Genomic DNA, 24,015 nt, shown 5'->3' with positions numbered 1-24,015 from the left:
TTCGCCCTCCACCTGTGTTACACCTGCGGGAAAATCAGCTCCAGTGCCTGGAGTGAGTCTTCCCAGTCGGCGCGTTCAAAAATACCTTGTTGCAGAAACGCCTCCAGCTGCGGCCACAGGCTAATCGCTTTGTCGAGCATCGGGTCGCTGCCTTTGGCATACGCCCCCACGCTCACCAGATCGCGGTTGCGCTGGAAGCTGGAGAGGAGTTGTTTGAAGTTACGCACGCGGGCGTAGTGCTTCTCTGTGATCAATGCCGTCATTGCACGGCTGATTGATGCTTCGATATCAATTGCCGGGTAGTGACCGGCTTCGGCCAGACGGCGCGATAACACAATATGACCGTCGAGGATCGCACGCGCGGAGTCGGCAATCGGGTCCTGCTGGTCATCGCCTTCGGTCAGAACCGTATAAAAAGCGGTGATTGAGCCGCCGCCGCTGATGCCGTTTCCTGCACGTTCGACCAGCGCCGGGAGCTTGGCAAAGACCGAAGGCGGATAACCTTTGGTCGCCGGAGGTTCTCCGATGGCGAGAGCGATTTCACGCTGCGCCATCGCATAGCGGGTCAGTGAGTCCATAATGAGCAGCACGTGCTGGCCGCGGTCACGGAAATCTTCCGCGATACGGGTGGCATACGCAGCACCCTGCATACGCAGTAACGGTGAGACATCCGCCGGTGCGGCGATGACCACCGAGCGGGCACGGCCTTCTGCACCGAGAATGTTTTCAATAAAGTCTTTTACTTCGCGACCACGTTCACCGATCAGACCCACGACGATGACATCGGCCTGGGTGTAACGTGCCATCATGCCAAGCAGGACGGATTTACCCACCCCTGAGCCGGCAAACAGGCCCATACGCTGCCCGCGGCCTACGGTCAGCAGGGCGTTAATCGGGCGCACGCCGGTGTCGAGGACATGTTCGATGGCGGTACGCTGAAGGGGGTTAAACGGCTGGGTGATCAGCGCGCCGGTTTCGGTAGTGTCCGGTGAGGGCAGGCCGTCCAGCGGTTTACCGCTTCCGTCCAGTACGCGGCCAAGCAGGGCAGGGCCAAGCGGGAGCTGTTTCCCGCTTTGCAGTCCATCGCCGCTGATGTTTTTCGCATACACGCGCGCACCGGGCAGAATGCCTTCAACTTCTTCAAGGGGCATCAGGAACAGGCGCTGGCCATTAAAGCCGACGACTTCGCTCTCAACTTCACGCGTCTCTTGTCCATCCTGACGCTCAATCACGCAGGTGGCTCCCAGCGGAAGCTGCAGGCCAGTGGCTTCCAGCACCAGGCCGGTGGCCCGCGTGAGTCGTCCGTAACGGCGAACGGACGGCAGCTGCGTCATCTTCGCTTCAAAATTATCGAGCGTGTTGAGCCAGCGGGTGAGGCGTGCAGTCATCAGACGACTCCCGGTGCTGCCAGGCGGCACAGTTCCTGCCAGCGGGTCGCAACGCTGGCATCCAGGTCGCCTTCATCGGCAGAGACCTTGCAGCCTCCGTGATGCAGCGACGGGTCGCCGCGCAGACGCCAGCCGTGCAGGCTCAGCGTCGCGCCCAGACTCTCTTCCACGCGCTGGAGGTCGTCCGGATGCACGCGCAGCTGCGGTTTCCCACTGAACAGCGGCTCCTGCTGAAGCAGGCCCTGAATTTGTTTAATCAGCGCGGTGTTGTCCACCGCCGGCGCGTGGCCGATCACCTGACGGGCGGCTTCCAGCGCCATCTGCATCAGCCTTGAGGCAATGACGCTGTCCAGCGCATCCAGCGTGTGCTGAAACTCGCTGACCAGCTGCTGCATACGGGCGTGAAGTGGAGCCTGTTGCTGGCGCGCCTGTTCAATGCCGTGTTCTAACCCTTTGGCCAGACCTTCCTGATACCCCTGATCGTGGCCTTTCTGGCGTCCTTCGTTCAGGCCAGCCGTGTAGCCCTGCTCATGGGCCTGCATCTGCAGCTGGGCCAGCATCTGCGCGCGCTGCTCTTCTTCGCTCAGCTCAGGCTGCTCGATGTCCGGGTCGCCCTCTTCGGGCGACAGCACGGCGGGTGTGAACTCTGACAGGGGAGGCGCCAGATCGTCGGGCGTCCAGCGCTTCCACGGCAGTTCATTAGACATAGGTGTCGTCTCCGCTGCCAATCACCATCTCGCCGGTTTCCGCCAGACGACGAACGATAAGCAGGATGGCTTTCTGTTCGTTTTCCACCTGAGACAGACGGACCGGGCCACGGTTGGCAAGGTCGTCGCGCAGGATATCTGCCGCACGCTGAGACATGTTGCGCAGGAACTTCTCGCGCAGCGGCTGCTCGGCACCTTTGAGGGCGATAAGCAGCGACTCGGAGTCCACTTCCTGGAGGAGACGCTGGATGCTGCGATCGTCCACTTCGACCAGGTTTTCGAACAGGAACATCTCGTCGATAATTTTCTGTGCCAGCTCGCCGTCGAATTCGCGGACGGCGGTAATGACCGCCTCTTCCTGCTGCGTTTTCATCAGGTTGATGATCTCTGCCGCCGTTCTCACGCCGCCCATTTTGCTGCGCTTGAGGTTCTGGCCATCGAGCAGGTTGTTCAGCACTTCGGTCAGCTCCGCCAGCGCGGCTGGCTGGACACCACCGAAGGTCGCGATACGCAGCATCACATCGTGACGCAGGCGCTCTTCGAACAACGCCAGAATATCGGCCGCCTGGCCACGTTTGAGGTGGACAAGAATGGTGGCGATAATCTGCGGGTGCTCGTCGCGGATAAGGTCGGCGGCACTCTGCGGCTCCATAAAGTTGAGCGTCTCAATACCGCTGGCGGTATCGCGCGTTTCCAGAATGTCTTCCAGCAGGCTGGCAGCACGCTCTTCGCCCAGCGCCTTGACCAGCACGGAGCGCAGATAGTCGTTGGCGTTGACGTTGAGCGCGGCAAACTGTTCGGCTTCCTGCTCAAATTCAGACAGCACTTCCGTCAGCTGTTTGTTAGAGATCTGGCGTACGTTTGCCATTGCCGCACTGAGAATCTGTACTTCGCGCTGGGAGAGGTGTTTGAACACCTCGGCCGCACGGTCTTCGCCAATGGTCATCAGCAGGATGACGCTTTTATCGGTGCCTGAAAGCGTGTTACTCATGTTCGTTACCCATCCACTGGCGGATGACCAGCGCCACGACGCGCGGATCGTTATCTGACATTTCGCGAATGCGCTGGCTCATGACCTCGGCGCCCATACGCTGGTTAGCACGGCGTTGCTGCATCTGTTCGTCTTTGCTGAGGCGAACTTCAACCGCATCTTCCACTTCCTGACGGGTACTGACCTGTTCGCGCGCCGCTTTTTCAGCTTCAGCACGACGCTGGAGCTGAGGACGAATGCCCTTACGCCACAGCAGCCACGCGACAATCAGAACCAGCAGCCAGCGACCTGCGGACAGCAGCTGATCGATAAACGCCTGCTGTTGCCAGAACGGCAGTTCGCCACCTGACTCTTCAACCGAGTTGAACGGTGAGTTCACCACGTTGAGCGTGTCGCCGCGCTTCTCGGAGTAACCCATCGCTTCACGGGTCAGGTCTTCAATCTGTTTCATCTGCTCGGCGGTCAACGGCAACGGCTTGCCATCCGCCAGCGTCTTGTAGTTCACCACCACCGCAACCGACAGACGCTGTACATCGCCCACGTTCAGTTTGGTGTGGCGGATAGTACGGTCCACTTCGTAGTTGGTGGTTTCGTTACGACTGCTGGTACGCGGACCGGCGGTGCTGGCTGTTGATGTGGTCTGCTGATTCGTTTGCTGACCGTTCTGCTGATTAGCCGGTGGCGTTGAGATTGGCGCCGCGTTAGCCGGTGCTGGCTGGTTAGACAATGCGCCCGGCACACCGCCTGGGTATGCACCGCCAACCTGTTCGTTTTCATTGACCTGACGAGAGCGCATTACCGCCTGAGCCGGGTTGCCATTCGGGCTGTATTGCTCTTCGGTCTGTTCTTTATTAGAGAAGTCAATCTGCGCGGTAACCTGTGCATGCACGTTGCTGTTACCGACGACCGGGCCAAGGATGGCTTCGATGCGACGCTGCACGCGACCTTCCACATCCGCGGCATATTTCAGCTGCGCGTCATTCAGATCGCGGCCTGCGGTATTGGACTGGGTCAGCAGATGACCACTTTGATCAACCAGCGTCACGTTACCCGGCGGGAGACCGGCAACGGCGCTGGAGACCAGATGGGTCACCGCGCTGATTTGTCCTTCATCCATTGCACGGCCAGGCTGGAGGTTAACGGTGACGGAGGCCGACGGGGATTTCTGCTCGCGGACAAACAGGGAGGGCTTAGGCATGGCCAGGTGCACACGGGCACTCTTCACCGGACCCAATGTTTCAATCGTACGGGCCAGCTCACCTTCCAGCGCACGCTGGTAGTTCACCTGCTCGCTGAACTGGCTGATACCGAATTTTTCCTGATCCAGCAGTTCAAAACCTACCGCACCGCCCTTTGGCAGTCCCTGTTGCGCCAGGCGCAGACGAAGTTCGTGCACCTTATCAGCCGGTACCTCCAGCGCACCGCCGTTATCCGCAAAGCGATAAGGGATGTTCATCTGGGTAAGCTGGGTGACGATGGCACCGCCATCCTGATCGGAAAGGTTACTGTAAAGCGTGCGGTAATCAGGGCTTTTCGCCCACAAGACCATCGCTACAAGGATCGCAATTGCGGCAGCGCCTGCCACGATCAACGGGATTTTAGGATTCGCGCGAAGGCGGTTCATCCACTCGAGTGATTTATTTTGTGGCGCTGTCGATGCTGTTGCACTCATTGCGCACCTCTTAAATCCTGGTGGTTTACGTTATTCGTGTAGAGAAACAAAACTGACTCCCGGGTCGGCAAACACGACAAAAGTTCCATATTGATGGCCCTGCCATTATTTGATGATTCAGGATTTTCTATGCGTCAAATAACCTGGTTTTTTCACGCTATTTACCGCCATTATCTTATTGACAAGCTGTTAGTCTTGACCCCGTAAAAAACCATTCAGGGGAGAGTCATGGCTATACAGGGTATTGAAGGGGTGATCAGTCAGTTGCAGGCAACGGCGATGACGGCCCGTAATCAGAATGTGGCAGAACAACCGAGCATCAGTTTTGCAGGACAACTGCACGCCGCGCTTGACCGTATCAGCGATACCCAGACCGCCGCACGTACTCAGGCGGAGAAGTTCACCCTCGGCGAGCCGGGCGTGGCACTGAATGATGTGATGACCGATTTGCAAAAAGCCTCGGTTTCCTTGCAGATGGGGATTCAGGTGCGTAATAAGCTTGTGTCTGCTTATCAGGAAGTGATGGGGATGCAGGTTTAAGTTATCTAACCTGATTCTATTTATAGTTAATTATTGCCCTCATACATGTTGTGGGGCATGGGCGGGGCAAAGCTAATGACATTTCGTTTTGGACAGGCGTCTCATCCGGTCATTTTTCGTCTTCCAAAGCTGGGCCCTCCCCGACACATATCATCAGTTTTGTTACGTCTTCATGATGCAAACATGTGTTTCACCTGGACTGGCCTGATAAAATGTAACTCCTTTATTTTACAGGGATAGAAAAGTGAAAAGTTTGTTTCTGTTTTTTTCTGCAATTTTACTGGCAGGTTGTTCCGCCAAATACAGCACAAATAATATTCAGGAGCGCACAGAATCCCTGTCAAAAGATGCTCCAGTTGCGATCTCTCAGCCAACTGACGGCGTATATGAAACACACACTTATTCTGGTTCTAGCAAAGCAACGGCGGATGCTGTAAAAGCGGCATTTTTGCGGTATTCAGATAATGTGACAGTTTTTAGTGACTGTGATGATCTCGCATGTCTGAAAAACCGGCATACACTCAGCCGGGGATATTATGTGGTCCCACAGATACTGCACTGGGAGGATCGTGCAACTGAGTGGTCAGGCATTCCAGACAAGATTGAAGTGAAAATCACTGTTTATAATGCTGAATCCAATAATCGTGTTGCATCAACCATTATCAATGGCAAAAGCAAGTGGGCTACCTTCGGTGGCGATCACCCACAGGATTTGTTGCCAGAACCTGTAAGCGCGTTTATCTCGAGTCTGTATTAATTCTCCCTCAAACTTTCATATAAAACCCCGTCTCAACGGGGTTTTGACAGGCTTCAGTAAAGTCCTCTTTCCTTATGTTAAGACCCTTCGATCTTCGCTGGCAGCCTAAGCGCTTTAATGCCACAATATTTTTTTCTTCGAATGCAGGAAAGATGATGAAAAAAATAGCAATTGCTGGCGCGCTGCTGGCACTGACCGGGTGCGTTCAGGTGGATAACTATCAGGAAGTGATCAAACACCCCGTCCCGGCGCATCTGGCAGGGTACTGGCAGTCAAAAGGGCCGCAGAGCAAAATGGTGAGTCCAGAGGCGATTGCCACGCTGGTGGTGACGGAGGAGGGCGATACGCTGGACTGCCGTCAATGGCAGCGCGTGATCGCTGTACCGGGTAAAATCATGCTGCGTTCAGACAGTTATTATAACGTCACCCGCAAGCTGGATATTTATCCGCTGGAGCGCGATGGCTCTGTTCTTGAGTATGATGGTATGGAGCTACAGAAGGTCGATCGCCCGACGGTAGAGTGCGCAGATTATCTGAGCAAAAATCCGCTTGAGAGTAAACTTCCGTAGTGCATGTTGCCGGGTGGCAGCTTCGCCTGACCCGGCATTCAATTCACGTCAGATGCTTTTACAACTACAACGCATCCTCAATCACCCACACGCTGACGCTTCCACCTTTGCAGGTAAAGGTACCTTCGCCATCCGCTGCGGTAGTGACCGTTTCTTCGCGATTGCCGAGAAAATCACGCCACGTTTTGTTGCCGTAGTTTTCACCCAGACAAATCACTTTCTCGCCGTCATCGCCATTCGACATCACCACCACACAGCCAGGATCGTCTTCGGTGCCGCTGCGGCTGAAGGCGATACAGTTTGGGTGATCGAAGAACAGCGTCTGCACGCCGTGGGCAAAACGCTGGCGGGCGAGGATCAGCTCGTGAAGCTGCTCGATGACCGGCATATCAATATGGTAGGTTTCGCCGTCACCGCCCGTATCGTCATAGCTGGCACCGAATAAATCCGGATAAAAGACGCTGGGCACTCCGTTTTCACGCAGCAGGATCAGGGCATAGGCCAGCGGTTTAAACCACGCTTCGACCGGCGCTTCCAGCGCCTGCAAAGGCTGAGTGTCATGGTTGGCAACCAGAGTTACTGCATGGAACGGATCGGCTTCGACCAGGGTGCCGGTAAAGATTTGGCTCATGTCGTATTCCCGACCCTGGCGCGATGCTTCGTGGAATTTCATCTGCAGGGGGGCATCGAACAGCATCGTCTTGCCATCGACCTGGTCAATATAGGCCTGCAGTTTATCCACTTCGTGGGACCAGTATTCCGCCACGATAAACAACGGTTGCGTTGCGACTTCCTGAACGTGCTCAATCCACTCCTTATAAAACCAGGCGGGAATGTGTTTGACGGCGTCCAGACGAAAACCGGCACAGCCAGTTTGTTCCATGACCCAGCGGGCCCAGTATTTGATCTCCTCGGTGACGGCATGGTTGCGAAAATCAATGTTTTCGCCCATCAGGTAATCAAAATTACCCATCTCATCATCAACCTGGTCGTTCCAGCCTTCACCGGTGTAGTCGTTGACGATTTTAAAAATGCCGTCTTCATCGGGGTTTTCAATATGGTCGACGCCGCTGAAGCATTTGTAATCCCAGATAAACTGCGAATATTGCCCGGCACGGGCAGGGAAGGTGTAGCGTGTCCAGGCTTCACACTCAATGATCTCATCGTCGATCTGCGTGCGATCCTGTTCGTTGACGCGCTGAACGCGGACGGGTTCTTTCTCGTCTGCGCCCATTTTGTGGTTAACCACCACGTCCAGGAGGACGGCGATCTCATTACTTTTGAGTGCGTCGATGGCCTCCAGCAGCTGAGCTTTGTCACCGTACTTGGTGGCGACGCTGCCTTTCTGGTCAAACTCACCGAGGTCGAAGAGATCGTAAGTGTCGTATCCAACCGAGTACCCGCCGGATGCGCCTTTACAGGCTGGCGGCAACCAGATCATATTGATGCCGATTTCGTTAAGATTGGGGGCTAACGCCGTGACCTCTCGCCACAATTCACCGCCCGCAGGGTAATACCAGTGAAAACATTGTAACAGGGTGGGGTTTTTCATCGTCCGTGCTCCAGAAGCCGTTTGGCAGACTTCTGGAGTATGGATCAAGAATCGCTAATGTGAATTAATGATTCATCTCTCCGGGAAATAATATGTTACCTGACAACTTCCCGTAGGTAACGTTAACGTTTTTTTGCTTGTTGGTTTGGGCAATAAGACCGCTCAACTCACTCATTCTTTCCTGCAACAAATCCTTGAGGAGGAGCTCATTCTGCAGCACCTGATTCAGTATCACCATCGCCTGATCCTGGATGTGTTTGCTGTCGGGCGGAAAAGGAGTCGTGCTGATCTCTTCAACCAGCGAAACGTATGCAACCTCCTGTTCGATGAGCTCATCCCATTTCCCGGATTGAGCAAGGCTCAGCATTGTATTGCTAAGCGCATAAAGAGCATGCCACTTTTTAAGGGATAAGCTGGAGTCGTTCATTAAAGTTAATCCTGCTTGGGAGTATAACCCGGGCCGATTTGCTTCCAGGCGTCGGAAATATTGAGCAGCAGAGCCTCGACTTCGGTAATCGCCTCGATGTCATTGCGCAGATTGGCATGTAACAAACGGCGTACCATATAGTCATAAAGCGCAGAAAGGTTGCGGGGGAGTTCTCCTCCCACCTCCATATTTAACCCAGCCTTAAGGCCATTTTCGATAATATTAATGGCCTTAGACAGGGCCTCTCCTTTTGCCGGGATGTCCCCCTGCTCAAGGAAAAGGCGCGCCCGGATAAGCGCGCTATGGATACCGTCGAACAACATGACAACCAACTGGTGCGGGCTGGCACTCAAGACAGCAGATTCAAGACCTACCTGCTGATAGGCTTGTACACCAGATTTGCTATACATATCGTTTCCTTTCTTACTTACTGCTGAACTGTTGGGTCAAATAAGTGGCCGTGCCGTTGAATTTTGTGACCAGCTTATCTAAATCGTTAAATTGCTTTTTATAGCGCGCCATCGTGGCTTCAATCGTCAATTCCATCGCGTCGTAACGTTTGCCGATGGATTTGAGCGTGGCGTTAATACCGTCCTTCGCATTCTGAATAACGCCTTCTTTGCCGACAGACGTGCTCAGCATATCGGTTAGCTTGTTATTCATCTGGGTAGCGAAACCGGTCGTTTTCCCGTCACCCACAAAATAGGCCTGTACACCAGCCGGATCGTCCGTGAGGATCTTGGTTAATTTCTTATCATCAATTTTCAGGTTGCCAACCGCGCCGTCCGCGCCTTTGACCGGGTCCTGGGTGATGCCAAGTTGGGCCATAATGGCATAGGAACCGCTCTGCACATTGGTCAATAAAGCACGCAGATCGGATTGTACTCCGCGGATAGTACTGTCACCCATCAGTACGCCGTTATTCGAAGACTGGGCGGTTGCACCCACCGCAGGTGGCTCATATTTCGTCAATGAGGCAATGGTGGACTGCAGAGAGTTATAGGCAGTTACCCATTCTGTAATGGCTTTTTTGTTATCGTCAGTAGAGCGGGTTACGGTCAGGGTTTCATCGGCCGTGCTCTGTGCTTTCAGGGTTAATGTTACCCCTGGAATGGCGTCAGTGATGGTATTGGTCTGGCGGACAATCTGGATACCGTTGACGTTAACGACGGCATTTTGTGATTTTACCTGTTCGGTAAGTGCGCCACTGCCAATGATGCCTTTCAGCGTATCGTCGCCGGTCACTGTTACCGTCATATCAGAATCGGTACCGGTGGTTTTGGAGGTCAGCATCAGACGATAGTCGCCATCATCCGCTTTCACCACACTTGCCGAGACACCGCCGTTGGCAGCGTTAATGGCTTTAGCGATCCCGTTCAGGGAGGTATCGCCATCGGCCAGGGTTACCGTCAGTGGTTTACTGTCAGCGCCTGCCTGGGTAATGGTAATGGTTCGGCTGTTGGTGCCCGTGGTGCCACCTAACTGCTTAGTATTGCTGTCGATAGTGCCTGGCGTGGTTGTCAGCACCTGGCCTTTAGCAATCTTGCTCACGTTGACTGTCACATCACCAACGTTAGCGCCGGAGGTACTGATAGCCGAAAATGCAGTATTGGTGCTGCTAATGGAGGTTGAGTTCCACGTATCTGTTTTTGCGAGCTTAGCAGCTGCGGTTTGCAGATTCGTCAGGGCGCTTTGTAATTTGCCGTAACCGGTAATCTGCGCGTCGTAGGTGGTTTTTTGCTTGGCAATAGCCGTCAATTTTGTTTCTTCTGCTGCCTGCAGCTTATCGTACAGATCTGACAGGCCGGGCATGCCCACCCCGAGATTACTGATAGTCGCCATGTAGTGTTCCTTCTTAATGGATGTTTCAGTCGTTTATCGGCCCGTTCGACGAAAAGTTTACGGCAAGCTTAAAAAATATATCGCTGAATAAGCGACCTAAATGACGCGTTTTAAATCAACAGGGTGCATGACGAAGAAATATACCGAAGAGAATAAGACGGTGATTTTTTGCGTTAATCTTTTATTCATCATGCACTCTGTAGCCGCTTTAGAGCAAAATAAATCTTTATAAAACAAATAATTAAATATTTTCTTCGATATTTTCTAAAGTCTGCTGTTCGAGCGTCGATAACCTTGTTGACGGTGAGAGACGCCGTGAGTGTTAGGCACCGACCCTAGAAACCATTTTTGAAGGAATTAAAATTATGGCAGTTATCAATACTAACCTGTTGTCCCTGACCACTCAGAACAACCTGAACAAATCTCAGTCTTCTCTGGGCACTGCTATCGAGCGTCTGTCCTCTGGTCTGCGTATCAACAGCGCGAAAGATGACGCTGCTGGCCAGGCGATTGCTAACCGCATGACCTCCCAGATTAAAGGTATGACCCAGGCGGCGCGTAACGCCAACGACGGCATCTCCCTGGTTCAGACCGCTGAAGGTAACCTGAACGAAATCAACACCAACTTACAGCGTATTCGTGAGCTGTCTGTTCAGGCTGCTACCGACACCAACGGTTCTTCTGACCTGACTTCCGTCAACACTGAAATCAAACAGCGTCTGGCTGAAATCGACCGTATCGCGGGCTCAGCTAACTTCAACGGTAAAAAACTGCTGGACGGCTCTGTATCTACCGCGCTGAAAATTCAGGTTGGTGCTGGTACTTCTGCTAACGACACCATCTCTGTAGACAGCAACGCGCTGATCAACGCGACCTCTGGTACCCTGAGCGCTGGTCTGAGCACTGCAATCTCCGATAACGCCTCTGCACAGGCTGTTATCTCTGCTGCTGATGCTGCAATCGCGAAAATTGATACCGCGCGTTCTAACATGGGTGCGATTCAGAACCGTTTCGAATCTACCATCAACAACCTGAACAACTCTATCAATAACCTGTCTGCTGCTCAGTCCCGTATCCAGGACGCTGACTACGCTACCGAAGTTTCCAACATGTCTCGCGCGCAGATCCTGCAGCAGGCTGGTACTTCTGTACTGTCTCAGGCAAACCAGGTTCCTCAGGCTATGCTGTCTCTGCTGCGTTAATCGCCGCGTCTGTTTCATAAAGGTTGCTGGAGACAGCAACCTTTTTTTTTGCCCGCCAGACAATCTCCGAAATAAGCCATTATTACCGGGGGTGTTCCTTCCATTATCTCGAATATTCCCTTGTACGATGGGTAAGAATCGCAATCTTACTAAGAGAATCGGGATGAACAAGTTCGAGCGTACACGATCGCTGCATCAGTATTACCGTGATGAATTTTCACGGCTAATCTTTTTGCCAGAAACGGATGCATTGCCTGCGCATGTTGTAACCGAAATCCTGCACTATAAAAATTCTGATATTGCCACGCTCGAACCCCAGATCATGGACGCAACGACCGATCTGGATGCACAAAAAGAACTCGCTGTTAAGCGCATGCTGTGCGCGATCGCTGCAGCAAACGCCGCGTTTGATTTTAAAAACCAGGGCAAGCCGACACCCTTTTCGCAAGAGCTGAGTGAAACCATTACCGGTTGGGTCGTAGAGGCGCTTCAGCATGACGACAGCATAAATCTTCTGGTAGCGGGTATTCAGGTTTTCTTCCGTATTAACGAAATTGACGCCGCCTTATTCCTGATTTCAAACTACTACGCGGTGGTGAGTCCATCCCCAACCGTGATGAAAATATTGCTGTTAGTGTGCCTGATGGAAGATGATTTTAATCAGATGCAGACGCTTATCCAGCAGCTGACCGCCGATCCTGAACATATTGGTGAAGACGCGTTAACGATGCTAATGATCGTCACGGGGATTCATAAACTGGGTGGCTGCCCTGAAACGTTCATCGATTTCTCCGCCCTGAATATGCCTGATTATGAGCCTGATTTTTCGCACTACGAGTGGCTTCTTCCGGCAGAGGAAAACGGAAAAACAACGGTTCTGGTAGCGTGCGACAAACGCTATTACTTCGATCACGCCCTGACGCTGTTAGGTTCGATCTTCCATACCAACGGCGACCAGCTTAACGTTCACCTGCATCTTTATAACCCTGATGATGAGACAAAGGCGCACGTTCATTCGCTGCACCAGCATTTTCCGGGAATGGTGATATCGGTGACAGCCGAAAAGATTGCGCCCGTTTTTGGTATCAATGTCTGGTACGCCTCAAGACGTTTTGTTTTCCTCAGCTATGCACTGAGCGTGTTCACCTCTCCAGTTATTGTTCTTGATGCAGATTGTCTCGTTCGTAAGAACTGGGCTGATATTAAGCAATATCTTCCTGATAAGGAAATTGTCCTCTCTTACAGTAACGGCGCACCGCCATGGGAGCAGGTTCCCGCCGGCTTTGTCTATACGGCTCCGGGGACGCTTTCGCGTAAATACCTGTCGCTTGTTGCGACATTTATTGACTGGAATCTACGCCGCGGCAATGCGGAGTGGTTCCTCGACCAGGTCGCACTTTCTGTCGCGCTGGATGCACTGCCTGCGGTTGAGCAGATGGCCATTCATCGCGAGCCGCTGGAGAAACTGATCGATATTCGCTACACCGACGCCACGTTCAGCTGGACAGTGACCACGCAAAAATCAGGCGGCGAAGCGTACCAGAACTACAAAGCTGCGATGCAACAAACCTATTTTGGCTAACCACTGAACTCATGGAACTTTCTCTGTATGTTGTATCCAGATAATCGATTCACGCTATCGGGTCTGCAGGCCGCCGCTGCCCTGTATCAGTTTCCTGCCGGGGCACCTGAGAATGCACGCGTCCTGGATTTAGGTTGCGGACAGGGCGAGGTGTTGTTATCCGCTGCGCTGGCCTGGCCTGATTGTGTCGGGATAGGTATTGATATTAACGAAGACGCTATTGCAACGGGGCAGAGGCAGGCGCAGCGTCTGGGTATCGTCAGTATTGAACTGGTTGCGGCGGGTCTTAACGATGTGCTGAGCGTGTCACCGGGTGAGTTCGATTACATTCTTATTCGCGGGGACTTTATTCCTGCAGGCATGCCAGAGCGTGACGCGCTGTTGCAGTGGTGTCGTCGCCACCTGTCGGCGTATGGCATTATTGCCATCCACCAGATTTTTACCCCGCCTGAATCCGCGGCACAATACGTTCAGGATGCGTTGGCCTTCCACGCACGCCTTGCGGGCCGGTCAGATGAGAAGGTTGCTTTTGCTCGTGGTATGCTCAGCTATCTGGCATTGACCCAGCCGGAAGGGGAGATCAAAGACTATGTGCTCGCGATGGAGCGCGTTGACGACACGACCCTTATTGAGAGCCTGGCAAGCGCCACGCACATCTCCGGGCAGTTCCTTCAGTTCACCGATACTCTCTCATCCTGCGGGCTGCGCTACGTGGGGGATGCGCTGCCTCAGTACGAAACGGGTGAGAGCTTTAGCGAGCAAATTCATCAGCTGCACGCACTGGTCTCATCTGGGCAGGCATCGATTGCCGCGCAGCAATATCTCGATTTTGCCGTCAACCGTCGCGAGCGCGTCAGCCTGCTTTCCCGTGATGATACTGTTAACGCGGCGGCGCTGGATTTTACCCGGTTAAACACGCTGCACTGGGCCGGTGATTTCAGACGTTGCCGCAACGATCGCGGCGAGATCGTCAATGCTCACACCAACGCTGAAGGGAAATTTTTCTCGACGCAAAATACCACGACGCTGCATATTCTCGATCTGCTTGGCGGCGCATGGCCGCTGAGCCTGTCATTTGATCAACTGGTGAGCAACGCTCGTCTTCCCGAAAAAGAGGGGGATGTCTCCCAGAGCGTACTTGAATCTCTAAAAGATCTCTTTCTCAACCAAATTCCGGGGCTCCACTGGGCGGGTTCACCGGGGCCTTACAATGTTCAGCCTGAAAGTGAACTCACGTTAATTGCTCCTCTTCTGGTAGGGCAAGACTTTGACATCATGCTTAATCTCTGGGGGGAGCGTGTGACCCTCAGTGACGACGAACGGGAGTTCGCGATTGCCGGCATGGATGTGAATCAGGCCAGAAGCCGAGAGTGCTTTTCTGCACTGAAGGCGAAAGGACTATTGAAAGGTACCCCTGAAGCTTGGCGCAAAGCACTGCAGCGTTTTTTGCGTCTGGGGGATGTCGACTACCTTAAAAGCAACATTGATACGCTTTTACTGCTTAATGTCGGATCGCAACAGGGCGGTTTACTTGTTGACGCGCAGATTATGGCAGGGGAGAGGGATGAACAGGATCCTGGCATCGATCTCATTTACCAAAACGTAAACGCGCTGATTGCCGCAGGTCTGGCGAAAGACGCGCGCGATTACATTACGGGACAGATTGAAAACGATCCTCATAATCTGCATCTGCTTCGCTGCTCTTCCCGTGCAAGCCTGCTGATGGGCGACTGGGACGAGGCTCTGTTGGCACTCTGCCAGCTCATGAGCCGCTACTCTGCCGGGCAGGATATCTGGTTCGACCTGGCAACCGTGCTGCAGAAAAAAGGTGAGCTGCATTATGCCGCCCGGATCCTGCAGGCGCTGCTGCGGTTGAATAAACATAATGCGTCATTCTGGAATACGCTGGCGGTGGTTTATCATGCGCGTCGCAATATGGCCATGGCTGAACGCTGCGCCAGGGAATCGTTGCGCTATAACGCCACGAATCCGCTGCATCTCGCGATGATGGGCATTATTCTCAGTGATAATCAGAAACTGACGGAAGCACGCTATTTCCTCGAGAAATCGCTCGAGTTTGCGCCGGGTGATTTTGACTGTTTCACCAGCCTGCTGTTTGTTCTTACCCACGATTTTTCTGTCTCGCCGGAAGTGCTTTTCAATCGCCATCTTGCCTATGGTGAACTGGTGACCGAGTGGGCGACAAACTTCGACCTGGCGCTGCCGTGGCAGGGTAGTAAGGATCCTGAGCGGCCGTTGCGCGTCGGCTTTGTCTCCGGAGACTTCCGTAACCATCCCGTAAGCCGCTTCCTGCGCCCGTTCTGGGACGGCATGGATCGGGAGCGGTTTTCCCTCTACGGATATAGTACGCTGGATAAAGATGATGCCGTCACGGAGCACTTCCGTAACACCTCGACGAAGTGGTTATCTGTTACCCATCTCAATAACGTTGAGCTGGCAAAACAGATCCACAGCGACGGGATTGATATTCTTTTTGATCTCTCGGGTCATACCACCGGGACGCGTTTACCCGCGTTTGCCTTTAAGCCTGCGCCGGTGCAAATCACCTGGCTCGGTTACCCGGGCACGACCGGGATGCGGCAGATGGATTACCGCATTATCAGCACCGGGTTTGTCAGGAATGCTGCGATAGACGCTCAGTTCACTGAAAAGCTGATCGCGATTCCACTCGATAACTTCTTTGAGCCGGATGCTTCCAGCCCTGACGTCAATGCCTTGCCAGCCCTAACGAACGGCTGGTTTACCTACGGTAGTTTCAACCGCCCGAAAAAATTGAATGACCAGGTCTTTACGTTGTGGGCGCGCATTCTGCTGCATAACGCCACGTCACGTTTGCTGATTGGTTTTATGGATGACGATGCGATGATCGCCCGCTACCGCAAAAAGCTCAATGCGCTGGGCGTATCGGATGAGCAGCTTATCTTCCGTAAAACGACGGGACTGGAATCGTATCTTCATATGCATCATGAGGTAGACATGTTGCTTGATTCCTTCCCGTACAACGGGGGAACCACCACCAGTCATGGCATATGGATGGGCGTCCCGACGCTTACCCTGGCAGGCGCAACCTATCCCGCGCGGCAGGGGCTGGAGATCTTGCATATCTACGGGCTGGATGAGTTTGTGGCGGAAAGTCAGCAAGACTATTTCGACAAGGCCGTTAGCTGGCAAACCCGACTGGAAACCCTCAGCGCTTTGCGTCAGAGCATGCGGAGCACAATCCCACTCCAGAGCCAGAGCAATGTGGCGATTCCTTTCCAGCAGGCCCTGCGCGGGGCCTGGCGAAAATGGTGTGCTGATGAAGCACCCCGCAGTTTCCAGGTATCAGGTACTGAGGATTAACTTATGAAAAATGTCTACGTTACCAGTCCACTTCTTCCGCCCCTTGAGGAGTTCATCCCTTACCTGGAGACCTTGTGGGAAAGTAAAATTTTGACCAACAGCGGGCAATTCCATCAGCAACTGGAAGAGGCGCTGGCGGCGTATCTTGGGGTAAAACATGTCTGCCTGTTCTCCAACGGCACGCTCGCGTTGCTGACGGCGCTTCAGACATTGCGTATAACCGGTGAAGTGATCACCACGCCATACTCTTTTGTCGCCACGTCTCACAGCCTGCTGTGGAATGATTTAACACCGGTGTTTGCTGATATTGACCCCGCCACTTTTAATATCGATCCGGATCGCATTGAAGAACTGATTACGCCTAAAACGACGGCGATCATGCCAGTCCACTGCTATGGTATTCCGTGCGATATGGAACGCATCCAGAAGATTGCCGATACCTATGGACTGAAGGTGATTTACGATGCGGCCCACTGTTTCGGCGTCAAACAAGATAACGCCAGCATTCTCAATTATGGCGATCTGTCCGTACTGAGCTTCCATGCCACAAAGGTGTTTAATACCTTCGAAGGGGGGGCCATTATTTGCCATGATGCCAAAACCAAGCAGCGCATCGATTATCTTAAAAACTTTGGTTTTGCCGATGAAACCATTGTGATGGCGCCGGGTATTAACGCCAAAATGAATGAAGTGCAGGCGGCCATGGGGCTGCTGCAGTTAAAGTATATTGACAGTGCGCTGCAGGAACGCGCGGTTATTTATCAACGTTACGTTGAACTGCTCGATTCCGCTCTTCCGGCGCTGGAGTACATTAAACCTGCCAGTAATATTGAATGGAATTACTCCTACTTCCCGGTACTTATTCGCGAAGATTCGGCGGTCAGCCGGGATGCTATCTATTCGGAATTACGCAAGCATAATATCTATGCCCGCCGTTATTTCTATCCGCTTATCAGCGCGTTCCCGATGTATCGCCACTTCCCGACGGCGAATGCACAACATCTCCCGGTTGCCGATGAAATTTCTCATGCGGTGCTCTGCCTGCCCATCTATCCCGGACTACTGGTGGCCGATCAACGTCGTATTATTGAGATTATCCAGGAACTCTTTATCAATGCCGCCCGTGCGGCAGAGCCTGCGCTTGTGGTCAATGGATAGGAAAGAAAACCGATGAAGCTGGCGATCATGCAACCCTATTTTTTCCCGTATTGCGGCTATTTCCAACTGATGGCGGCAGTGGATGCTTTCGTGGTGTATGACAACATCAAGTACACGAAAAAAGGGTGGATTAACCGTAACCGTATTCAGGTTCGCGGTGCGGAGTCATTAATCTCGCTGCCACTAAAAAAAGACTCGGACTTTCTGGATATCAGGGAGCGGCAGCTCTCAGCAGCATTTGACCGCAATAAGCTGTGCAATCAAATTGTCGGTGCGTATCGCCACGCACCCTCATTTTCCGCGGTAATGCCGATCGTTGAGGAGATTATTCAGAACCCGGAGGATAATCTTTTTAATTATCTGTGGCTGGGCCTGAACCGGTTGCGGGACTATTTTGGCTTCTCGTGTGAGCTAATTGTCTCGTCTTCGTTACCGGCGAATCACGCGTTAAAGTCTCAGGATCGCGTCATCGATATTTGTCAGGTGATGAACGTCCGTACGTATATTAACCCCCCGGGGGGCATGGCGCTCTATTCCCGGCAGGATTTTGTCGAACGCGGGCTTCAGCTGCAATTTATCCAGCCGCAACCGTGGCACTACCCGCATTCTGACGCGGCGTTTATTCCCTGGCTGTCCATTATTGACGTCATGATGTTTAACTCTCGCGATGAGGTGGTTCGTCGCCTGCAACTTGGTTATGAGTTAATTTAATATGTTTACATGGAAAAAATTGGGTAAGGTCTTTACCCCGCAGGAGGTGACTCATCTCCCTTGGCTTAAAGAGTTTGCTCAGGCCCCTGCGACGCTGATCTTTGATGATTTCGTGCGCGTCTATTTCTCCTGCCGCCCGCCTGCTGATGAACAGGGGAAATATGTCAGCTATTCCGCTTGGGTGGATTTGGCTCGTGACGATCTCTTCCAGGTATTGCGCTTTGCCCGTGAACCGATTCTCCCGCTGGGTGGATACGGAGAATTTGACGAATTTGGTACCTATCCCGTCTCCGTGATGCGCGATAAGGATGTGGTAAAAGCCTGGTATGCAGGCTGGACTCGCTGCGAATCGGTGCCGTTCAACGTGGCAATTGGCATGGCAGTAAGCCATGACCAGGGGGAGACCTTTGTTAAAGCGGGTCCGGGGCCAGCAATCGGTTACTCTCCGGATGAGCCGTTTGTAATGAGTGGGCCGAAAATTCGAAGATTCAATAACCAATGGCAGCTTTTTTATATTGCTGGTCGCAAATGGAAATGGGTGGATGGCCGCGCAGAGCCGGTCTACAAGATTCGCATGGCGACATCTGAAGATGGCATCAACTGGACGAAGCTGAATAAAGATCTGATCCCCAGCCGTATCGAAGAGGACGAGGCACAGGCCAGCCCGGATGTCTTTTACGCCAACGGCAAATACCATATGTTTTTTTGCTACCGCTACAGCGCCCATTACCGCGGAAAGCAGAACGGTTACCGCATCGGCTACGCGTGGAGTCTGGATATGATGTCGTGGCACCGGGATGATAGCAAAGCTGGCATTGACGTTTCTGCTTCCGGATGGGATGCAGAGATGATCAGCTACCCACACGTTTTTGAACTCGATGGCAATATTTACATGGCTTATCTGGGGGATCAGGTGGGCCGCTATGGCTTTGGCCTGGCACAACTTGAGGGCAAATTATGCTGACCCTGAAATGGCGTAAGCACGGGCTTATCTATTCGCCGTCACAGGTTCCTCCTCTGGCAAATGGGGTGGGTTTTGCCCAGTCTCCGCAAGCGCTGGTGTTTGATGACTTTGTCCGAATCTACTTTTCCACGCGTGAGCGGGAGGCGAATTCAGCAAAGTTTATTAGCCGTGTCTGCTATGTGGATATGGATAAATCTTTGCGGGAGGTGCTTCGTATCAGTCCCGAGCCGGTGATAGCATCTGCTGAGTTGGGCACATTCGATGAGCACGGTATTTTCCCTTGTAACGTTCTGCGTCATGAAGGAAAAATCATGGCATGGACAACGGGCTGGAATCGTCGCGTTTCGGTCTCGGTTGATACAGCCATTGGTTTTGCGGTAAGCACAGACAATGGCGAACACTTCACCCGTTTCGGTACTGGGCCCGTGATGGGCCCCTCATTGCACGAGCCACACTTAGTGGGGGATGCCTTTGTTATACATACCCGTGAACGTTTCCACATGTGGTACATCTTTGGAACGGGCTGGAAGAAGCGCACATCGGATTCGGTTCCGGATCGCATCTATAAAATTGCCCATGCGGAATCACACGATGGCATCCACTGGCAGCGTGACAGCCAGCAAATTATCCCTTCCGTACTGGGGGACGATGAATGCCAAGCACTGCCGACGGTGATTGAAATCAATGGCCGTTATCATATGGTCTTTTGCTTCCGTGAGTGTTTCGATTTCCGCACAGAGCAGGGGCGCGGCTATCGTCTGGGCTATGCCTGGTCTGATGATTTACACCACTGGCATCGTGACGACAGCCAGATGGCGTCGCTCGCGTCCGTGAATGACTGGGACAGCGAAATGCAGTGCTATCCCCATCTGTTCCGCTGCGATGAGAAAGTTTATTTGCTTTATAACGGTAACGCGTTTGGCAAAGCAGGATTTGGCCTGGCGGAACTGGTGTTATGAATTGCTGGGCGTTTTGCCAGAATCGCGCCTCACCGGAGGAGATCGTCGAACACTTTAATCAGTGTGACCCGCTTTTTGTCGCGTCTATTACCGAAATAATCGCGTTGCAGGACTATGCCAAAAAAATAGCGGAGCGGGCATGGCGAACCGAAGCCTGGCATAACAACACGCTCACCGGACTGGTTGCAGCCTATTATAACGCGCAGCGTCAGCAGGGATATATTACTCATGTTTCCGTTTTGCCTGACGCCCAGCATTGCGGTGTGGGTAGCAAGCTATTAATTCAAAGCATTGAACATCTACAGTCCCTGGGTGTAACGGAAATTAATCTTGAAGTCGATAAGAATAACGTGTCGGCACAACATTTATATCTAAAGCATGGATTTATCTTCGGCAGATCAAACGCTTCAAAGATAACCATGACTTTGCACAGTGAGATAACAACATGACCCTTCGTGATTACAATCTGGAAATCAAAGATACTGCCGATCATCAGTATGCCTATAACTTTGATTTTGATGTGATGCACCCTTTTATGATCCGTGCGTTCACACCATTTTTTAAGCCGGGTAATTTACTTGAACTTGGTAGTTTTAAAGGTGATTTTACCGCACGATTGACCGAAAAATTCAGCGACATCACCTGCGTGGAAGCCTCGGCAGAGGCGATGAATATCGCCAGTAAGCGCCTGGGGGAAAATGTCTCGTTTGTGCATTCCCGCTTTGAGGATGTTGAACTGCCGGAGCGTTATGACAATATAATTCTCACCCATGTGCTGGAGCATATTGACGATCCCGTTAACCTCTTAAAACGCATTAATAATGAATGGTTAACGGATGAAGGCCACTTTTTTCTGGTTTGTCCAAATGCGCATGCCGCCTCCCGACAGATTGCCGTAAAAATGAACTTAATCTCGCATAACAGTGCGGTGACGGAGGCTGAGTTTCAGCATGGCCATCGTTGTACTTATTCTCTGGATACTCTTGAAAGAGATGCCCGTCTTGCGGGACTTAACGTTGTTTATCGCACGGGTATTTTTTTCAAGGCGCTCGCTAATTTCCAGTGGGACAAACTTTTACAGACAGATATCATCTCAAAGCAATATCTTGAGGGGTGCTACGAGTTAGGCCATCAATACCCTGATTTATGTTCAAGTATATTCTTGCTATGTAAAAAAGGCTGACGTTATCCTTACCACAGGATGCATGTTATCCCTGCATGCATCGGTAACCCCCAAATAACCCCTTATTTTACCCACTATTCATCCAATTGAACGCCCTGCAGAATCGGATAATCATGCCGATAACTCAACTAACGCAGGGCTGTTTATCGTGAATTCACTCTATACCGCTGAAGGTGTAATGGATAAACACTCGCTGTGGCAGCGTTATGTCCCACTGGTGCGTCACGAAGCATTGCGCCTCCAGGTGCGTTTGCCGGCGAGCGTGGAACTTGACGATCTGCTACAGGCGGGCGGTATCGGGTTATTGAATGCAGTTGACCGATACGACGCTCTGCAAGGAACGGCATTTACGACTTACGCAGTTCAGCGTATTCGTGGTGCGATGCTGGATGAGCTGCGCAGCCGCGACTGGGTGCCGCGCAGTGTTCGCCGCAACGCGCGCGAAGTGGCGCATGCGATGGGGCAGCTGGAACAGGAACTGGGACGTAACGCTACGGAAACAGAAGTGGCGGAACGTCTTGGCATTGCTGTTGAAGAGTATCGTCAGATGTTGCTCGATACCAATAATAGCCAACTCTTCTCTTATGACGAGTGGCGAGAAGAGCATGGCGATAGCATCGAGCTGGTGACGGATGAGCATCAGCAAGAAAACCCGTTACACCATTTAATGGAAGGTAATTTACGCCAGCGCGTAATGGAAGCGATTGAGGCTTTACCTGAGCGCGAACAGCTGGTGTTGACCCTCTATTATCAGGAAGAGCTTAATCTCAAAGAGATTGGCGCTGTTCTGGAAGTGGGGGAGTCTCGGGTGAGCCAGTTGCACAGCCAGGCCATTAAACGTTTACGCACAAAGCTGGGTAAGTTATAGGTGATTGATTCACCTGAAAAATGCCGCACAACGTATTGACAACCAGGAGTTATCATGACGGTGCAGCAATCTAAAAGACGGCCTTTAAGCCGCTACCTGAAAGACTTTAAACACAGCCAGACGCATTGCGCCCACTGTAACAAGTTACTCGATCGTATCACGCTGGTTCGTCGAGGCGAAATCGTTAATAAGATCGCGATTTCACGCCTCGACACGTTGATGGATGAAGCAGCATGGCTCGAAGAACAAAAAGAGTGGGTGGCGCTTTGCCGTTTCTGCGGTGATCTCCACTGCAAAGAGCAAAGCGACTTCTTCGACATTATCGGCTTCAAACAATTCCTGTTTGAACAAACGGAGATGAGCCACGGAACCGTACGCGAATATGTCGTCCGCCTGCGCCGTCTCGGACAACATCTCACCGTGAACAACATCTCCCGCGATCTGCTGAAGACCGGCTATCTGGATGAGAATCTTGAGCCGTGGCTGCCTGCGACCAGCACCAACAACTACCGCATTGCGCTGCGCAAGTATGCACAATATAAGGTACAAATGCCGGGTGCCATAAAGCAGAAAGCCCACGCTGGAACAACTTCTGATATATATTAAAAAAGAATAAGATGTAGCGCAGTCGCCTTTGACCTTGCAGGTGATTTCTCTACACTACTCAAAAATTCCACTATATCGGGGTATTTATGAAATTAGCACTTCTGGGTCGTCAGGCGCTGATGGGTGTAATGGCAGTCGCGCTGGTCGCGGGTATGAGCGTGAAAACGTTCGCCGCAGAAAATCTGCTGAATAAAGTGAAAGAGCGCGGTACGCTGCTGGTCGGGCTGGAAGGAACCTATCCTCCGTTCAGCTTCCAGGGCGATGACGGTAAACTCACCGGTTTTGAAGTGGAATTTGCACAGGAACTGGCGAAACACCTTGGCGTGAAAGCCTCCATCAAACCGACCAAATGGGACGGTATGCTGGCGTCGCTGGATTCCAAACGTATTGATGTGGTGATTAACCAGGTGACCATTTCTGACGAGCGTAAGAAGAAGTATGACTTCTCCACGCCGTACACCGTGTCTGGTATCCAGGCGCTGGTGAAGAAAGGTAACGAAGGCACTATCAAAACGGCCGCTGACCTGAAAGGCAAAAAAGTCGGTGTCGGTCTGGGGACCAACTATGAAGAGTGGCTGCGCCAGAACGTTCAGGGTGTAGATATCCGCACTTACGATGATGACCCGACAAAATACCAGGATCTCCGCGTAGGTCGTATTGATGCGATTCTGGTTGACCGTCTGGCCGCGCTGGATCTGGTGAAGAAAACCAACAATACCCTGGCGGTAGCTGGTGATGCGTTCTCTCGTCAGGAATCCGGTGTAGCCGTTCGTAAAGGCAACGACGACCTGGTTAAAGCGATTGACTCCGCGATTGCTGACATGCAAAAAGACGGCAGCCTGAAAGCCCTTTCTGAGAAGTGGTTCGGGGCAGACGTCACGAAATAAGTCTTTGACGTTAAAAAAAGGCGCTTTTAAAAGCGCCTTTTTTATTTCTTACGCGTCTGCGTGCATAATGAAAAATATCACCTTGAG

23 protein-coding genes are annotated in these 24,015 nt (G+C 52.4%); 15 read left to right on the top strand and 8 right to left on the bottom strand.

The annotated features are described in order from the left end of the window. Positions 1–17 precede the first annotated feature (17 nt). The 4 genes from fliI to fliF are packed head-to-tail and all read right to left on the bottom strand — an operon-like array spanning position 18 to position 4,758. Positions 18–1,388 carry a flagellar protein export ATPase FliI gene (gene fliI, locus ACN9MQ_RS14200; RefSeq protein WP_032678467.1) on the bottom strand — a complete coding sequence of 457 codons (1,371 nt, stop codon included), beginning with the start codon at positions 1,386–1,388 and terminating at the stop codon, positions 18–20. Then, entirely contained in the window at positions 1,388–2,095 is a 708-nt protein-coding gene (gene fliH / locus ACN9MQ_RS14195) for a flagellar assembly protein FliH (RefSeq protein WP_063858311.1), read from the bottom strand. The genes fliI and fliH overlap by 1 nt, the downstream gene beginning before the upstream one ends. Further along, positions 2,088–3,086: a flagellar motor switch protein FliG gene (fliG, locus tag ACN9MQ_RS14190; protein ID WP_014170730.1), complete on the bottom strand. Its 999-nt coding sequence runs from the start codon at positions 3,084–3,086 to the stop codon at positions 2,088–2,090. Before fliG ends, fliH begins: the two co-directional genes overlap by 8 nt. Then, positions 3,079–4,758, bottom strand: a complete 1,680-nt coding sequence (gene fliF / locus ACN9MQ_RS14185; RefSeq protein WP_014170729.1) for a flagellar basal-body MS-ring/collar protein FliF — start codon at positions 4,756–4,758, stop codon at positions 3,079–3,081. The genes fliG and fliF overlap by 8 nt, the downstream gene beginning before the upstream one ends. Before the next feature lie 228 nt (positions 4,759–4,986). Between fliF and fliE the strand changes: the two genes are divergently transcribed. The 3 genes from fliE (at position 4,987) to yedD (ending at position 6,624) form a co-directional block, all read left to right on the top strand. After that, positions 4,987–5,298, top strand: a complete 312-nt coding sequence (fliE, locus tag ACN9MQ_RS14180; protein WP_014170728.1) for a flagellar hook-basal body complex protein FliE — start codon at positions 4,987–4,989, stop codon at positions 5,296–5,298. Positions 5,299–5,542: 244 nt separating this feature from the next. Beyond that, on the top strand, positions 5,543–6,055 hold the full coding sequence (locus ACN9MQ_RS14175; RefSeq protein ID WP_108648140.1) for a DUF4823 domain-containing protein: 513 nt from the start codon (positions 5,543–5,545) through the stop codon (positions 6,053–6,055). Between the two features lie 155 nt (positions 6,056–6,210). After that, on the top strand, positions 6,211–6,624 hold the full coding sequence (yedD, locus tag ACN9MQ_RS14170; protein ID WP_020883340.1) for a lipoprotein YedD: 414 nt from the start codon (positions 6,211–6,213) through the stop codon (positions 6,622–6,624). A gap of 64 nt (positions 6,625–6,688) precedes the next feature. Here the strand turns inward: yedD and amyA are convergent, their stop codons facing one another. From amyA to fliD, 4 genes are all read right to left on the bottom strand, one after another. Continuing rightward, on the bottom strand, positions 6,689–8,176 hold the full coding sequence (amyA, locus tag ACN9MQ_RS14165; RefSeq protein ID WP_113656023.1) for an alpha-amylase: 1,488 nt from the start codon (positions 8,174–8,176) through the stop codon (positions 6,689–6,691). 64 nt (positions 8,177–8,240) lie between these two features. Next, positions 8,241–8,603: a flagella biosynthesis regulatory protein FliT gene (fliT, locus tag ACN9MQ_RS14160; RefSeq protein ID WP_014170725.1), complete on the bottom strand. Its 363-nt coding sequence runs from the start codon at positions 8,601–8,603 to the stop codon at positions 8,241–8,243. 5 nt (positions 8,604–8,608) lie between these two features. Next, the gene (gene fliS, locus ACN9MQ_RS14155) at positions 8,609–9,013 is read right to left on the bottom strand and encodes a flagellar export chaperone FliS (RefSeq protein WP_113656022.1); all 405 of its coding nucleotides are present in this window, start codon (positions 9,011–9,013) and stop codon (positions 8,609–8,611) included. Between the two features lie 13 nt (positions 9,014–9,026). Next, positions 9,027–10,445, bottom strand: coding sequence for a flagellar filament capping protein FliD (gene fliD / locus ACN9MQ_RS14150; RefSeq protein WP_020883342.1), 1,419 nt, complete (start codon positions 10,443–10,445; stop codon positions 9,027–9,029). Between the two features lie 365 nt (positions 10,446–10,810). Between fliD and ACN9MQ_RS14145 the strand changes: the two genes are divergently transcribed. From ACN9MQ_RS14145 to tcyJ, 12 genes are all read left to right on the top strand, one after another. Further along, a complete protein-coding gene (locus ACN9MQ_RS14145; RefSeq protein WP_028013689.1) occupies positions 10,811–11,647 on the top strand; it encodes a flagellin in 837 nt (278 codons plus the stop codon). 163 nt (positions 11,648–11,810) lie between these two features. Further along, positions 11,811–13,229: a hypothetical protein gene (locus ACN9MQ_RS14140; RefSeq protein WP_073396060.1), complete on the top strand. Its 1,419-nt coding sequence runs from the start codon at positions 11,811–11,813 to the stop codon at positions 13,227–13,229. 27 nt (positions 13,230–13,256) lie between these two features. Then, positions 13,257–16,592, top strand: a complete 3,336-nt coding sequence (locus ACN9MQ_RS14135) for a bifunctional class I SAM-dependent methyltransferase/glycosyltransferase (RefSeq protein ID WP_073396058.1) — start codon at positions 13,257–13,259, stop codon at positions 16,590–16,592. A 3-nt stretch (positions 16,593–16,595) separates the two neighbouring features. Beyond that, positions 16,596–17,750 carry a DegT/DnrJ/EryC1/StrS family aminotransferase gene (locus tag ACN9MQ_RS14130; protein ID WP_032680748.1) on the top strand — a complete coding sequence of 385 codons (1,155 nt, stop codon included), beginning with the start codon at positions 16,596–16,598 and terminating at the stop codon, positions 17,748–17,750. Positions 17,751–17,762: 12 nt separating this feature from the next. After that, a complete protein-coding gene (locus ACN9MQ_RS14125; protein WP_032680749.1) occupies positions 17,763–18,461 on the top strand; it encodes a WbqC family protein in 699 nt (232 codons plus the stop codon). Position 18,462: 1 nt separating this feature from the next. Beyond that, complete coding sequence (locus ACN9MQ_RS14120) at positions 18,463–19,425, top strand: glycosylase (RefSeq protein ID WP_032680750.1); 963 nt, start codon at positions 18,463–18,465, stop codon at positions 19,423–19,425. Continuing rightward, a complete protein-coding gene (locus tag ACN9MQ_RS14115) occupies positions 19,419–20,384 on the top strand; it encodes a hypothetical protein (protein WP_032680751.1) in 966 nt (321 codons plus the stop codon). The genes ACN9MQ_RS14120 and ACN9MQ_RS14115 overlap by 7 nt, the downstream gene beginning before the upstream one ends. Further along, on the top strand, positions 20,381–20,833 hold the full coding sequence (locus ACN9MQ_RS14110) for a GNAT family N-acetyltransferase (protein ID WP_032680752.1): 453 nt from the start codon (positions 20,381–20,383) through the stop codon (positions 20,831–20,833). Before ACN9MQ_RS14115 ends, ACN9MQ_RS14110 begins: the two co-directional genes overlap by 4 nt. After that, positions 20,830–21,567: a class I SAM-dependent methyltransferase gene (locus ACN9MQ_RS14105; RefSeq protein WP_032680753.1), complete on the top strand. Its 738-nt coding sequence runs from the start codon at positions 20,830–20,832 to the stop codon at positions 21,565–21,567. The genes ACN9MQ_RS14110 and ACN9MQ_RS14105 overlap by 4 nt, the downstream gene beginning before the upstream one ends. Positions 21,568–21,715: 148 nt before the next feature. After that, complete coding sequence (locus tag ACN9MQ_RS14100) at positions 21,716–22,435, top strand: RNA polymerase sigma factor FliA (RefSeq protein WP_014170714.1); 720 nt, start codon at positions 21,716–21,718, stop codon at positions 22,433–22,435. Positions 22,436–22,489: 54 nt separating this feature from the next. Next, on the top strand, positions 22,490–23,041 hold the full coding sequence (gene fliZ / locus ACN9MQ_RS14095; protein ID WP_008500339.1) for a flagella biosynthesis regulatory protein FliZ: 552 nt from the start codon (positions 22,490–22,492) through the stop codon (positions 23,039–23,041). A gap of 86 nt (positions 23,042–23,127) precedes the next feature. Further along, the gene (gene tcyJ, locus ACN9MQ_RS14090; RefSeq protein WP_020883350.1) at positions 23,128–23,928 is read left to right on the top strand and encodes a cystine ABC transporter substrate-binding protein; all 801 of its coding nucleotides are present in this window, start codon (positions 23,128–23,130) and stop codon (positions 23,926–23,928) included. The last annotated feature ends 87 nt before the right edge of the window (positions 23,929–24,015 follow it).

Origin of the sequence: Enterobacter sp. R-25 (assembly GCF_049913205.1) — a bacterium.
GTDB lineage: Bacteria > Pseudomonadota > Gammaproteobacteria > Enterobacterales > Enterobacteriaceae > Enterobacter > Enterobacter ludwigii.
This window is presented reverse-complemented; position numbering and strand designations above follow the sequence as displayed.